This window comes from Kitasatospora sp. NPDC036934, from assembly GCF_055608425.1.
This window is the reverse complement of record NZ_JBVJQR010000005.1, coordinates 223989-239288: the sequence shown is the minus strand read 5'-3', so window position 1 is coordinate 239288 and position 15300 is coordinate 223989. Positions and strand designations below refer to the sequence as shown.

4 protein-coding genes are annotated in these 15300 nt (G+C 69.8%); 3 read left to right on the top strand and 1 reads right to left on the bottom strand.

The annotated features are described in order from the left end of the window. Positions 1 to 133: 133 nt before the first annotated feature. Positions 134 to 4423: a ricin-type beta-trefoil lectin domain protein gene (locus ACZ7BZ_RS10185; RefSeq protein WP_470357955.1), complete on the bottom strand. Its 4290-nt coding sequence runs from the start codon at positions 4421 to 4423 to the stop codon at positions 134 to 136. 355 nt (positions 4424 to 4778) lie between these two features. Here ACZ7BZ_RS10185 and ACZ7BZ_RS10180 point away from each other — a divergent pair, with 355 nt between their 5' ends. The 3 genes from ACZ7BZ_RS10180 to ACZ7BZ_RS10170 all read left to right on the top strand — a co-directional run bounded on the left by ACZ7BZ_RS10180 (position 4779) and on the right by ACZ7BZ_RS10170 (position 15271). Then, positions 4779 to 12149, top strand: coding sequence for a polymorphic toxin-type HINT domain-containing protein (locus ACZ7BZ_RS10180; RefSeq protein ID WP_470357954.1), 7371 nt, complete (start codon positions 4779 to 4781; stop codon positions 12147 to 12149). Between the two features lie 725 nt (positions 12150 to 12874). After that, complete coding sequence (malQ, locus tag ACZ7BZ_RS10175) at positions 12875 to 15037, top strand: 4-alpha-glucanotransferase (RefSeq protein WP_470358032.1); 2163 nt, start codon at positions 12875 to 12877, stop codon at positions 15035 to 15037. 9 nt (positions 15038 to 15046) lie between these two features. Further along, on the top strand, positions 15047 to 15271 hold the full coding sequence (locus tag ACZ7BZ_RS10170; protein ID WP_188303613.1) for a hypothetical protein: 225 nt from the start codon (positions 15047 to 15049) through the stop codon (positions 15269 to 15271). Positions 15272 to 15300 lie beyond the last annotated feature (29 nt).

Here is a 15300-nt window from a genome sequence, read left to right as displayed (position 1 = left end):
CGGTGTCAACGTCACCGACGGCTATGCCGGTTTTGCCCTGCTTGATCCTTTGTCGGGACTGCCTCTGACAACCGTTCGGGCCCGCCCGCCAGGCGGCGGAGCGGGCCCGAGGTGCGGCGCTCAGGACACGGGGTCAGGAGCGCGGGGGTGCGGGCTGTACGGCCGTCCGCAGGTTCGGGACGTACCACTGGTGGTTCGGCCCGAGCTGGTCGATCTGGCAGTCCCACAGCTGGAGCCGGGTGCCGTTGGCCGTCTGCCCGCCCGGAAGGTCGAGGCAGCGGCCGGAGGCCGGGTGGTACAGCACCTCGTTCGCGAGCGGGATCCACTTCTGCGCGGCGGTGCCGTCACAGGTGCGGTACTCCATCAGCGTGCCGTTGCCCGTACCGGCGTTCACCGGCGCCAGGCAGCCGTTCATGACCCGGACACTGCCGTCACCCCCCAGCGAGAACTGCTGGGCGGTGCTCCCGTTGCAGTCGTAGAGCTGGACCGCGGTGCCGTTGGCCGCCACAGCGCCGCTGAGGTCCACGCACTTGTTGGTGTCGACGCGCGAGCGGATCACGCTCGCGGTGCCCGGCGCGGTCGGCGCCACCGCGAACGGGTAGACGGCGGTGCTGCTGATGCTCCCGTCGAAGGCGTCGCTCGGCTTGGACTGGTACCGGTACCGGCCCAGCACGAACGGCCCCGAGGACGGCGGACTGGTGCTCGCCCGGTGGTAGCCGGTGGTGGCGAGGACGCCGTCCACGTACAGCGACATCGCGCCGGTGTCCGCGTCGTAGGAGGCGGTGAGCCGGGTCCACACGCCGGGGCGGAAGTAGGCGGAGGCGTTCCTGGTGTCCGTGAAGTCGTACGACCAGGTGTCGTCGTCACTGACCGACAGGCCGAAGGCCCAGAAGCCGTACTTGGCGTCGGCGTACAGGATGAAGTTGCTGCTGTGCACGGTGTCCTGGCTGGCGACGATGCCGCCCTTCGGGCCGGTCTTGGCCCAGGTGGAGACCGTGAAGCTCTTGCGGGAGTCGACCACCGGGCGCGACATCGTGACGTTCGACCCGGCCTCCGGGCTGAAGGCGCCCACTGTGGTGGCGCGGCCGTCCACGGTGTCCCCGACCCAACTCACGCCCGAGGCCGTCCCGTCGGCCTTCTTCTGGCCGTCCTTGACGGTGTTGCCGCCGTCGGGGGCGGCCAGCCAGTTGCCGACCGGGCGGTTCAGGTTGCCGAGCACGACCGGATTGGTCTCCAGACCGGTCACCATCGGGCCGCTGTTGACGTCGGGCGCCTTGGTGCCGACGCCGGCCCAGGCGACCAGTTGGTTGTCGGTGTCGACGGCCCAGAGGTCCGGGACGCCGTCGCCGGTGACATCGCCGTTGGAACCGACCCTCGGGTAGAGCTTGGCGTCGACGCCGTTGGCCAGCCAGCCCTTGGTGGGCTCGGCGAACGCGGAGGCGTCGAAGGTGCCCTGGGTGCTGCCCTTGCCCAACTGGTAGGAGTGGATGGTGCCGTCCCACTTCGAACGGCCCCAGACGGTGGGAATGTTGGTGCCCTTGGCCGGACCGGGGGTGATCAGGTCGTAGGAGTCCCAGGCCTGGCTCTGGGAGAGCAGGATGTTCGGCCCGTCCAGTTGCCCGACGCCCGATGACAGGGCGAGCCAGAGTCGGCTCTTCTCGACGTAGAGCAGGGACGATCGGGGCAGGCCGGCGGTGACCGTGCCCGGGTTCTTGGGAGTGTCCCCTGTTGGGGAGCCGAACGCCGCGATCTGGGTCACCGACGACCAGTTGCCGCCGTTCCCGTAGTCCGCACACGAGATCGGCGTGCCGTCGGGGAACGCACAGCTACCGGACTTGGACAGCGGAATGGAGTACTGGCCGTCTAGGTGGGCGGCGATGTCGTCGTTGGCGTAGAGGTACAGCTCGGCAGCGCCGGGGGCGTGCGCGATCAGGTCGTCGACATTCCGCTCGGTGAACGAACCGCGATGGGTGGTCTGGACGGTGCTCCAGTCCTGGCTGTCGGCCGCCCCCGGCGCGGACGCCGGCTTGGTGTTCGGGGCGGCGTACGGGTCGGCGTTCGCGCCGACCAGGCGCAGCGAACCGGTGCCGTCCGGCAGCAGGACGTCGGCCTTGCGGTCGCCGTCGATGTCACCCATCACCGGGTCGCCGGCGGCCGGGTTGCTCGGCACGAAGTAGGTGTACGCGACCGGCTGCGACATGTTGCCGGCGTTGTCCTGGGTCTGCAGGTACAGGAAGTTGGTCCCCCAGTGCCAGGGGGTGTACTTCAGCTGGAAGCTGCCGTCGCCGTCCATCTTGACGACGTTGCCGCCGTTGTTGCAGTTCCACCCGGTGGCCGCGGCCTGGATCGGGTCGGTGGTCCAGCGGGCGCAGGCCAAACCGGAGGAACGGCCGCCGCCGGCCGGGGCCGGATCGGTGCCGGTCAGGGTGAAGACACCCTCCTGACCGACCAGCTTGGGGTGCCCGCCCAGGGTGCCGGACTCCGGGAAGTCGGTCGACGTGACGCGGGCGGTCGGCGGTGTGCGGTCGATGCGCAGGAAGCACATCGCGGTGTTGTCGCTGTCGAGCGTGCCGTCGCCGGTGTGGCCGAACCAGCCGTACTGGTGACCGTCGATCAGGGAGCCGACGCTCACGTTCCGACGGCCCGAACTGGCGGCCCAGCCGGTCTCGTAGATCTTCGACGAGCCGTTGTCGTCGTCGTCCCAGATCTTGAAGGTGGTCCAGAGCTGCTCACCGGTCGGCGACCAGGTGTCCGCGGCCAGGTTGACGTCGGTGTTGATCCCGACCCACCCGGGGTTGTCCCAGGGGTGGGCGGTGCCGGGAGTCTGGCACTGGTTGTAGGCCGCGTCGCGGGCGAAGCCCGGGGTCGGGCTGGTGCCCGGGCTGCCGATGTGCGGGGCGAAGTCGTAGGTGACGACTATGTGGGGGTTGTTGGCGAACCGCTCGCGGTAGTACTTGTTGCCCTCGTCGTCGGGGGCGAACAGGAACGTCCAGCCACCCCAGTGCTCGCGCGCGGCCTGGGCCATCTGACCGGAGACGTCGTACTCGACGCCGCCCTCGCCCTTGATCCAGTTCATTCCGACCTTGGCGCAGTTCCCGAGCTCCGGGCAGGGCTGGGCCTTCCACGTCGTCCACTGGTTGATCGGATTGCTGGTTCCCGAGCCGGTCGAGTAGAGGCCCATCGGCGACGGGGTCGAGGGGCTGGACGAGGCCGCGACGGTGGCGTAGAGCTTTGCGCTCTGGACGGCCGAGTCCCAGAAGACCGAGTTCAGGCCGACCTGGAAGTAGGCCCGCTCCTTGCCCTCCTTCGTGCAGCGGTTGTTGGTGTCGATGTAGCCGCAGTAGCCGGCAGCCGGCTTGTCCTGGCCGAACTGGGTGCCGTTGTACTCGGGGGTGTCGGGGTAGGCCGACTGCACCTGGGCCCAGGCCTGGGCGCCGTTGTCGACGCTGGGGTTCCAGCCGGGGTCGATGAACCACGGGCCGGTGCCCTGGCCGAGGACCGAGGCGTCCGGCACCAGGTCGATGCCGCCGCCGCTGACGGTGGTGGCGATCGGCGCGGTCTTGGCGTCGGGGCCGGGTGCCTTGCTGGTGGACGCGGGCGCGGCCGGGGCGCCGTCGGCCGCGAGCTTGCTCTGGGCCTTCGGCCGGGCGGCCGCAGCGGGTGCCACGGCCGTGCTGGAGTCCCACATGAGCGGCGTGGGGGCGGTGAAGCGGATCTTGCCGGAGGCGTCCTCAGCCGTCAGGTTGCCGTTCGCGTCGGCTTTGACGGTCAGCCCGTCGGCGGCGGTGTCGAGGTGCAGCTTCTTGATCTTCGGGTCGCTCGCCGCCTTGGCGGTGCGCACGATCAGGACCTGGCGCCAACCGCCGGCCGGGGTCGCGCTCAACTCCAGGTCGACGTCCGGCAGGACGGAGCGGTAGAGCGCGCTGTCACCGTTGAGTTCGGGCTTCGGCAGGTCGAACGGAGCCTTGACCGACAGCTTCCGGCCGTCCGCCGTGGCCATGGTCGCCAGCGGGCCGGTGCCGCCGCCGGAGAAGGTGAGCGCGGAGGGGACGGCGGCCGGGGCGAGCGTTCCGTCCTGGCCGGTCCGGAGCGTGGCGTCGACCGGTCGCCAGCTGCCGTCCGCGTTCTTGACCCGCTCCACCACGGGAGCGGAGTCGGTCACCACGGTGCCGTCCGGGTTGGCGGTGGTCCGGCTGCTGCCCGCGGTCAACGCGTCGACGACGACGGGCTTTCCGGTGCTCCTCGCCGTGGCCTGGGCCGCGCGGATCGCGGAGACCTGCGCCGCCCGGGCGTCGGACCCGTTCTTGGCGGGCTGGGTCGGCGTGGCTGGCCAGGCGAGGTCGGCGGGGCCGTGGTTGCGGTCGGCCGGGGCCGCGGCCGCGATGGTCGGCACGGCCAGCAGGCCCGCGCCGAGGGAGAGCACTGCCGTGCAGGCGAGCGGGAGGAGGGCGGCACCGAATGTCCGGTTTCGTATGTTCCGTCTGCGAATTGAGGGAGCTGGGAGCTGTGGCCTCGACATGAAGAACCCGTCGTCGATGGTGATGTGAGCAGAGGTCAGGCGCACGCTGCCTTCACATTTCGTGTGCTGTCAAAGCTTTTTGTCGACAAGGTGTCCGAGTTGTCAGAGTGGTGCCACATTGCTCTCCGGGTGAGGTTCGTCACGTACTGTAATTTTAATATTTCCCTACCTTCGATAGGTCGTGTGCCCCTAAGGTGCCGTGGGCCCGGGCTGACGGCTCGGCGCACCTAAAGGCTTGGCAAATCCGTGGGGGGATCAAGTGCCGCGTCGCTTCCGGCTGTTCAACCGTTCGCGCAGTTCACGACTGGCCACGGCAGCCGCCCTGGCCGTCTGCATGTCCGTGGTGACGCTCCCCTCGGTTCAAGCGGTGGCCAAGGCCGCCACGCCGCCCGAGGTCTGGGTGCCGCCGAACACTCCGGTGCCCGACGTCCAGCCGGTGAAGGGCACGAGCGGCAAGCCCGCGGGGCACACGCCCGACCCGGGCAAGAAGTGGTCGCCACCAGCCGATTCCAGTCCACCGTCAGGGAGAGCCACCGCCGTGCTCGGCGGCGCCGCGGTCGCCGGGAAGGCCGCCATGGCTCCGGCGGCCGCCGACGCCTCCCCGACCGCCCTGCCCTCCCAGCCGGTCCAGGCGGGCTCGCTGCCGGTCTGGATCGCGCCCGTCGCGGGCGCCAAGACCGCCGCCAAGTCCGCAGTGGCGGCTCCGGCGAACGACGCCCCTGCCGCCGCGCCCGCCCTCCAGGTCGACCTGGCCGACCAGGGCCGGACCAAGGCGGCGGGTGTCAACGGTGCCCTGCTCGCCCTCACCGACACCGGCGAGGGCGGTCCGGCAGGCCGGGTCCAGGTCGGCATCGACATCCAGGCCTGGGCGAAGAACGCGGGCGCCAACTGGGGCTCCCGGGCCCGGATCGTCCAGCTGCCCGGGTGCGCGCTGACCACCCCCGGGGCCGCGGGCTGCACCACCCGCACCCCGGTGCCGTCCCAGCTGGACGAGGCCACCGGCCGCCTGACGGCCGAGGTCGAACTCCCGCGGGCCGCCGCGACCAAGTCCGCCGCCCGGTCGTCCTCGGCCGGCGCGTTCGACGGCCCGGCGGGAGCGCCCTCCCCGTCCGCGGCCATCGCCGTCGAGGCGGAGGCCAAGGGTAGCGGCGGTGACTTCACCGCCTCGCCGATCACCCCGTCCGCCTCCTGGCAGGCCGGTGCCAACGCGGGCAACTTCACCTACGGCTACACCGTCGAGCTGCCGTCCGCGCTGGCCGGTGCGGCGCCCGCCGTGTCGCTGGGCTACGACTCCTCCGCAGTGGACGGCAAGACCGCCTCCACCAACGCCCAGCCGTCCTGGATCGGCGACGGCTGGGAGTGGCACCCGGGCTCCATCGTCCGCGGCTACAAGAGCTGCAAGGACGCCGGGGTCGAAGGCTCCGGCGACCAGTGCTGGGGCGGTGACCTGCTCCAGCTCTCGCTGGCGGGCCACGCGGGCCAGCTGGTCAAGGACGACAAGTCCTGCGAGTGGCACCTCCAGGGCGAGGACGGCACCAAGGTCGAGCGGCTGACCGGCCAGAGCAACGGCGCCTGGAACGGCGAGGCCTGGCGGATCACCACCGGCGACGGCACCCAGTACTACTTCGGCGCCAACCACCTGCCCGGTGGTGACGGCAGCGACCAGGCCAGCAACTCGGTCTCCACCGTGCCGATCTACTGGCCCGGCGGCCAGGACCCGTGCCTCAAGGACGGCTCCCCGGCCACCAAGACCTGGAACCAGATGGGCTGGCAGTGGTCGCTGGACTACGTCGTCGACCCGCACCAGAACCTGATCACCTACCGGTACGACCAGGAGCAGAACTACTACGTCCAGGGCGGCGGCCAGAACAACGGCAACGGCCCCCGGACCCAGTACCAGCGCGCCAGCTACCCGACCTGGGTCGGCTACGGCCAGCGCCTGCCCGACCAGATCGCCGCCAAGGGCAAGGCCAACCCGGCCGCCCAGGTGTGGTTCCGCACTGCGGAGCGCTGCCTGCCGGACAGCGCCTTCTCCTGCGACCCGTCCCAGCGGAACAAGGCCAACGCCAAGCGCTGGCCGGACACTCCGATCGACCAGAACTGCGACGCGACCGGCGACTGCACCGTCTCCTCGCCCACCTTCTGGACCACCAAGCGGCTCACCAGGATCGACACCGAGGTCTGGGCCGGCAGCTCCTACCGCCCGGTCGACTCCTTCGCCCTCAACCAGTCCTTCCAGGACCCGGGCGACGGCACCTCACCGTCGCTCTGGCTCGACTCCGTCCAGCGCACCGGCAGCAACAACCGCACGCCCATCACCCTGCCGGCGGTGTCCTTCCAGCCGCTGCAGATCGCCAACCGCGTCACGGGCAAGATCGTCCGTCCGGACGGCACCTCGGCCTCGATCGAGTCGTACAACCGTCCGCGGATCCAGAAGATCACCACCGAGACCGGCGGTCTGATCAACGTCGTCTACCGTCCCGCCGAATGTTCCCGGGAGCCCGGCGGCACGATGCCGGCGTCCGAGGACAGCAACACGATGGCCTGCATGCCGGTCAAGTGGTACCTGCCCGGCCAGAGCGACCCGGATCCGGTCAACGACTGGTTCAACAAGATCATCGTGCAGTCGGTGACCCAGGAGGACGCGGTTGCCGGCGGCAACCCGATCGTCGTGACCAACTACGTCTACGGCGGCGGTGCGGCCTGGCACCGCAACGACTCCGCAATGCCCAACCCCAAGGCCCGCACCTGGGACCAGTTCCGCGGCTACGCGACGGTCACCACCCTCACCGGTAGTGGCAGCGACGTCGAGGCACCGCGCACCAAGTCGGTGGCCACCTTCCTGCGCGGCATGGACGGCGACGTCCTCGCCGACGGGTCCACCCGTCAGGTGAGCGTGAAGGACGTCAACGGCGGCAGTATCAAGGACGAGAACGTCCTGGCCGGCTATGTCCGTGACTCCGCCGACTACAACGGCGAGAGCGGCGAACTCCTCTCCACCACGGTCTCCGACCCATGGATCGGACCTGTCACGGCCACCCGCAGCCAGTCCGGCGGCATGCCCGCCATCACCGCCCGGGCCGTCAACTCCCTCAAGGTGACCAACCGGGAGAAGCTGGCCAACGGCTGGCGCACCCGCGAGCGCTCCACCACGTACGACTCGACACCGTTCGCCCGCCCGCTGACGGTCTCCGACAACGGCGACCTGGCCCACCCCGAGCAACTGCTCTGCACCTCCTTCGAGTACGCCACCGGCCCCGGCAACGCCCCGACCCAACTCGCCTCGCGCACCGTGGTCCTCAAGGGCGCCTGTGGTCAGACCCCGACCAAGGACAACACGGTCGCGGACACCCGGGCGTACTTCGACGGCCTACCGCTCGGCACGGCCGGCGCCAAGTCGGAGCAGACCTCGACCGAGGTCCTGGAGCGCTACGACGCCAACGGCCGGCCGGTCTACCGGACCACCGCCCGGGCGAGCTTCGACGCCTACGGCCGCGTCACCAGCACCGTCGACCCGACCCGCACCGACGCCACCCACCCGACCGGTGCCGAGACCAAGACCGCCTATTCCCCGGCCACCGGCCAGCTGCCGACCCAGGTCACCCACACGAACCCGATGGGCTGGCAGACCGTCAGCACGCTGGACGTCGGCCGCGGCTCGCCGCTGAAGATCAAGGACGAGAACGGCCGGATCAGCGAGCAGGACTTCGACGCCCTCGGCCGAGGCGTCGCGGCCTGGAGCCCGGGCAACGACCGGACGAAGAACCCGGGCCGTCCGAACCGTAAGATCTCGTACTCGGTCAACGGCACCAACGCACCCTCGCAGGTGCTCAGCCAGGCGCTGATGGGTGACCTGAAGACCTACACCTCCAGCTTCACCATCTACGACGGTCTCGGCCGCGTCCGCCAGACTCAGGCCAGCACCCCCTCGGGCGCCACCGGCCGCATGATCACCGACGCGCTGTTCGACTCACACGGCTGGCAGACCAAGACCAGCGCCGCCTACTACAACGACCAGGCACAGCCCAGCGGTCAGCTCTTCCTGCCCAACGGCGGGGTGCAGCCGGACGGCAAGATCCCGGCTCAGACCGTCCAGAAGTTCGACGGCATGGGCCGTACCGTGGACTCGATCTTCCAGTCGTACGGCGTGGAGCAGTGGCGCACCCACACCGATTTCGTCGGCGCCGACGAGGTTCGCACCACCCCGCCGGCCGGCGGCTTCGCCTCGGCGACCGTCAAGGACGCCCGCGGCAACACCGTGGCGCTGCGTCAGTACAAGTCCAACGCCCCGAGCGGTGCTTACGACGAGACCACCTACGGCTACTCGCCCGAGGGCAAGGAGCTCTGGCGCAAGGACGCGGCCGGCAACACGTGGTCGTACGAGTACGACCTGCTCGGCCGCCCGGTGAAGTCCAGCGACCCGGATTCGGGTACCGGAACGACGTCCTACGACGACAGCAAGAGCCTGACCACCGCCACGGACTCGCGCGGCAAGAGCGCGACCACGGTCACCGACCTGCTCGGCCGTACCGTCGCGGCCTACGAAGGAACGGCGGTCGATCCGGCCAAGCAGGTCGCCGGTTGGACCTTCGACACCCTCGCCCTGGGCAAGCCGACCTCCTCCACCCGCTATGTCGGTGGGGCGAGCGGAGCCGCCTACAAGTCGGAGATCACCGGCTATGACATCGGCTATCGGGAGACGGGCTCCAAGACCACCATCCCGGCGGTCGAGGGCAAGCTCGCGGGCGTCTACCAGAGCGACAGCACCTACAACGAGGCCGGCCGTCTGACGAGCACGGTGATGCCCGGAGTGCCGGCGGCGAACCTGGGGCGCGAGACGCTCAAGTTCACCATCGACACCGGTGGGCAACTGGTAGGGCTGAGCGGCGCCTTCGGGTTCGACCCATCCACCACTTATATGGCCGACGTCCGGTACAACCCCTATGGCAGGCCGTACCGGACCACGGTGGGCGGCGCAGGAGCCCAGGTCGTCGCCACGATGGTGATCGACGACGCCACGGGCAGGGTCACGCGCTCGATCCTCGACAAGCAGACCGCCGAGACCGCCCACGTCGACTCGGTCGACTACACCTACAACCCGCTGGGCCAGGTCACCTCGGCCCGCGACGCACAGGACGGTGCCGTCGCCGACCTGCAGTGCTTCACCCACGACTACCTCGGCCGCCTCACCCAGGCCTGGACCGACACCGGCACCCAGACCACCAAGCCGCAGCCGAGCGTGCCGGGCGTCGGCGCCTGCACCAACAGCGACGGCCCGTCCGTCGATGCTGGTCAGCCGAGCGTCGGCGGTCCGGCCCCGTACTGGCAGCAGTACGGGTACGACCTCATCGGCAACCGCACCAAGCTGGTCCAGAAGGACGTCACCGGCGACGCCAACAAGGACGTCACCACCACCCAGACCTTCGGCACCGGCCCCAACACCCCGTCCACCGACCCGAAGACCGGCGGCGGCACGGGCGGCCCGCACGCGCTGACGAAGTCCGCCCGGACCGGCCCGGCCGGTACCGCGGTGACCTCCTACACCTACGACGCGGCGGGCAACACCACCGCGATCACCGACACCCCCGGCACCCGGACGCTGACCTGGAACGCCCAGGGCAAGCTCGACCAGATCACCGGCACCGGCGAGAACGGCGCCACCAGCTACCTGTACGACGTGTCGGGCAACCAGCTGATCCGCCGCGACCTCGGCAAGACCACGCTCAACCTGGGCGCGGACCAGATCACCCTGGACACCAACTCCGGAGTGGTCACCGACGTCCGCAGCTACGCGGCCTCCAACGGCCTCTCCATCACCCGCACCACCAGCAGCAGCGGACCGTCCGCGCTCGCCTACCAGAGCGCGGACCCGCACGGCACCAACGGCGTCCAGCTCGACTCGGCGACGCTCGCCCACGTCCGCCGCTCCACCGACCCCTTCGGCAACGACCGCGGCACCCAGCCCGCCGAGGGCGTCTGGGCCGGCGACAAGGGCTTCGTCGGCGGCACCAAGGAGAAGGCCACCGGCTTCACCCTCCTCGGCGCCCGCGAGTACGACCCCAAGACCGGCCGCTTCATCAGCCCCGACCCGATCACCGTCGCCGGCGACCCCCAGCAGTGGAACGCCTACGCGTACGCCAACAACAGCCCGATCAACAAGTCGGACGCCAACGGCCTGAGGCCCACCTGCGACACCCCGGCCGAATGCCAGGGCCTCGCGGACGAGCGGGACAACGGCCACGGCTACTCCTACATCACCAAGGCGACCGTGCAGCCGCCGCCCACGGCGGAGGAACAGACCGCGGTGCACGCGGCCTTCGAGGCGCAGAAGAACCTCAACGAGACCAAGCACAAGCGCGATGAGCTCGTGCACAAGGTGGTCGACATCGTCGGCGACCTGATCGGCTTCAACGACGCCCGCGACTGCTTCACCAAGGGCGACGTGATGGCCTGCATCAACACGGCTCTCAACGTGGTGCCCTGGGGCAAGATCTTCAAGGCCATCAAGGTCGGCATCGAGGCCCTCAAGATCTACAAGGAGATCACCCGGGTCTACGACGCCATCAGGGGCGGCGAACGCGCCGCGAGGGAAGCCGAAGCCGCTCTCGTCACCGCCAGGACCGCCGCATCCGAGGCCCGCGCGGCCGAAGCAGCAGCAGCCAAGGCAGCCGAAGAAAAAGCAGCGAGAGAAACAGCAACCGACGCGGCAGGCACCGAAGCAAAACCAAGCAGGGCTGAGGCGGATTCATCCCCGAGCCCCGAAAAGTGCAACAGCTTCCCGGCAGCGACCCTGGTCCTGATGGCGGACGGCACCACGAAGGCCATCGGCGACGTGCACGACGGCGACGTCGTCGTGGCAACCGATCCCCAGACTGGCGAAACCCGCCCTGAAACCGTCACCGCCACCATCACCACCCCTGACGACAAGGACTTCACCGACCTCACCCTCACCGACGACGCCAACCCCCGCGGCCCCCCGGCCGCCGACCAGTCGAAGATCACCTCCACCCACCACCACCCCTACTGGAGCGAGACCCGCCAGCAGTGGGTCGACGCCGGCGACCTCACCCCGGGCGAGAAGCTCCGCCAGTCCGACGGCATGACCCGCACCATCGAGTCCGTCCGCAACTACCCCTACGCCGTCACCACCCACAACCTCACCGTCGACCAGCTTCACACTTACTATGTCGCTGCTGGTAGTTCATCAGTGCTGGTGCACAATTGCCCCCCAAACGTTGATTACGGCACGATTGACGCGGAAGGGCGCCGGTCCGGCGTCATTGCTGAAGTGACCCCGGCGACGACCAAGGGAACTAAAGCGCGACAGCGCATCCAGCCTCCTGGTTTCGGTGGGCAGGCCGCCGGTCATTCTCGTGGGCATCTTCTGCCCAGCGCTATGGGTGGGGCCGGCAACGTCGAAAGCAATTTCATTACCACGCTTGAAGCGGTTGATAACGGTCCAATGAATGAGTTTGAGAAATTGATTGCGGCGCATGTGGCGAAGGGAAATGACATTATCTATGCGGCTACGCCACACTATCGCCCGGGTAGTAACATTGCGCATGCGCTAACGATCGAGGCCGTGGATGACTCGGGATGGTTCATGTCCGCTACGTTCAAGGTGTTGTAGGTGGTCTGGGTGCCCCAATCGATGCTTCGGCAGATCCTTCCGCCCGATTGCTGCGACGGTGAGGGGGGAGGTTCCTCAAGGGTTCACGGTCCTATTCCTGGTGAGTATTCCTCGATCCTGACATCCTATGGTCCGGGCTGTTTTAGTGGGTTTCTCTGGGTCTATGGAGTCTACTCGGAGAACAAGTATCTAAATCTCACGTGGCGCACCGAGAATGCGCGACGCGTGCTTCGTGCTCACCCCGAATGGCCTGCCTGTAGGAGGATTTCCGCCCTGGGGGTGCGGATTGATGACATTATTTGCTGGGGGGGGACGGATAATGGAGATATCTTGATCTGGGTTCCACTGGCTCGCGAATATGGGTGGCGTACGCTTATTATTGATGGGGGTGATGGAGAGTGGTTCGAATCGGACGTTCCGCCGGAGGATCTAATTCTTCAGTTGATCTCTGGAGAAGTGGCATGCCCGATATTTCCGGATGACTTTCCAGTGGTGGCCGGTGTCTCGTATAGTCGAAACCCGTACGTCTGAAAATCTTCCGCGCTTTCGGGGGAACGGATGTGACTGGGATGTTGCCAGTGAGCGCCGCCATCGCCCGTACCCGTGTCGCGCAGCGTCATCGCCCCGTCACCCGGGTAGGACTTGGGGAGTCCTGACCAGGCGTTGCCGAGACATCGCAGGAGCCGCGAGTGGCCGCTTACCACGACAGTGACGGAGCCGACGGGCTGAAGGTCCCGACGCAGGACGCGCCGCCGCCGCCCGCCGAACTGCTGGCGCTGGCACAGGCGTACGGGGTGGACACCCGGTACCCGGGGGCGGGCGGGCAGGCGGTGGGGGCGCGGACGCTGGTCGCCGTGCTGGCGGCACTCGGCGTGGCGGCGGGGTCGCCGGAGGAGGTGCGGGAGGCGCTGGAGCGCCACCGTGCCGAGCAGCAGGCCCGGTTGCTGCCGCCCTGCATCGTCGTGCGACAGGGCCGCCGCACCGCGCTGGACGTTCCGGCCGATGCCCGGCTGCACATCGAGCTGGAGGGCGGCGGCAGTTGGCAGCTGCCCCGCGGCCACTCGCACTGGCTGCCCGCCGACCTCCCGTTCGGCCGCCACACCCTCACGGCGGAGACCACCGACAGAGAGGAGCGGGCCCCCCTCATCGTCGCCCCGGACCAGCTTCCCCAACTCCCCGGCCGCAGCTGGGGTTTCCTCACCCAGCTCTACTCCGTCCTCTCCTCCCGCTCCTGGGGCATGGGCGACCTCGGGGACCTCGCCGAACTCGCCCAGTGGGCCGGCGCCGAACTCGGCGCGGGCTTCGTCCAGATCAACCCACTCCACCAAGCCCTCCCCGCGGCCCCCGGCACCCCCTCCGACCCGTCCCCCTACCGCCCCTCCTCCCGCCGCTTCGCCGACCCGGTGCACCTGCGGATCGAGGCTGTCCCCGAGTACGCCTACCTGACGCCGGAACAGCGGACGGCAGCGGACGACCTCACCCGCCGCGCAGCCCGTCTCCGCGACGAAGTCCTCGCCCACGACGGCCTGGTCGACCGCGACGCGGTCTGGGCCCTCAAGCGCGAAGCCCTCCACCTCCTCCACGACGTCCCGCGCGGCCCCGGCCGCCAGGCCGCCTACGAGGCGTACCGGCGCCGCGAGGGGGAGTGGCTGCGCCGGCACGCCCTCTGGAACGCGATCGCCGAGGCGCACGGCGCCGACTGGCACCACTGGCCGAAGGGCCTGCGTCACCCGAACGGCCCACACATCGAGCAAGCAGCCAAAGAACTCGAAGAGCAGGCCGAATTCCACCGCTGGCTCGCCTGGCAGGTCGACCAGCAGCTCGCCTGTGCCCAGCGCGCCGCCCGCGACGCCGGCATGCCGGTCGGCCTGATCCACGACCTCGCCGTCGGCGTCCACCCGGACGGCGCCGACGCCTGGGCGCTCCAGGACGTGCTGGCCGGCGGCATCTCGACCGGCGCCCCGCCGGACGCCTTCAACGCCCACGGCCAGGACTGGGGCCTGCCGCCCTGGCGCCCGGACGCCCTGGCGAGGACCGGCTACGCCCCGTACGCGGAACTCCTGCGAGCAGCGGTCCGGCACGCCGGAGCCCTCCGGATCGACCACGTGATGGGCCTCTTCCGTCTCTGGTGGGTCCCGAACGGCCACCCGCCCACCGAGGGCGCCTACGTCCGCTACGACGCCGAGGCGATGCTCGGGGTGCTCGCGCTGGAGGCGCACCGGGCCGGCACCGCGGTGATCGGCGAGGACCTGGGGACCGTCGAGCCGGGCGTACGCGAGGAGCTGGCCGCGCGCGGCATCCTCGGCACCTCGGTCCTCTGGTTCGAACGGGACTGGAACGCCGGTGGACGGATCCTGCCCCCCGACCGCTGGCGCCCCGGCTGCCTGGCCACCCTCACCACCCACGACCTGCCGAGCACCGCCGCCCGGCTCTCCGGCGAGCACGTCGAGCTGCGCCACCGGCTCGGCCTGCTGGCCCGCCCGCTGCCGGAGGAGCAGCAGGAGGCGGCCGACGAGCTGGCCGACTGGCGGGCCGAGCTGACGGCCCTGGGCCTGCTCGCCCCCGACGAGCCCCTCTCCATGCCCGTCCTCTACCGCTTCCTCAGCCGGACCCCGGCCGAGCTGGTCGGCCTCTGGCTGCCCGACCTGGTCGGCGACCCGCGCCCGCAGAACCTGCCCGGCACCTGGGACCAGTACCCGAACTGGCGCCTGCCGGTCGCCGACGGCGCGGGCGACCCGGTCACCCTGGACCGCCTCGCCGCCATTCCCGCCGCCCGCCTGCTCGCCCACCTCCTGGCCCCGCCCAGCCCCCACCCGTCCGGCCCCGGAATCCACAAGCGGAACCCCCACCACCACCCCGACGCGCGCCCTCCCGTAAGCGGCGGGTAAGTTGGAAACGTGGACAAGAGGAACGCTTTGCGAGCCGGCGCGGTCTCCGCAACGGTCACGCTGATGATGCTGCTGTCGTCGCCCGCCATGGCCCTCACCAGGGACGACGGTGACGACCCGGGTGCCGGCCTGAGCGTCGGCCAGACCATCGGCCTGTACGTGCTGATCCCGCTCGCCGCGTTCGTCGTCATCGCGGCCCTCGCCGGTCTGCCGTACGGCAAGAAGAAGAAGTAACCGCCGCGTCCGCCCAGGACGCGCAACCG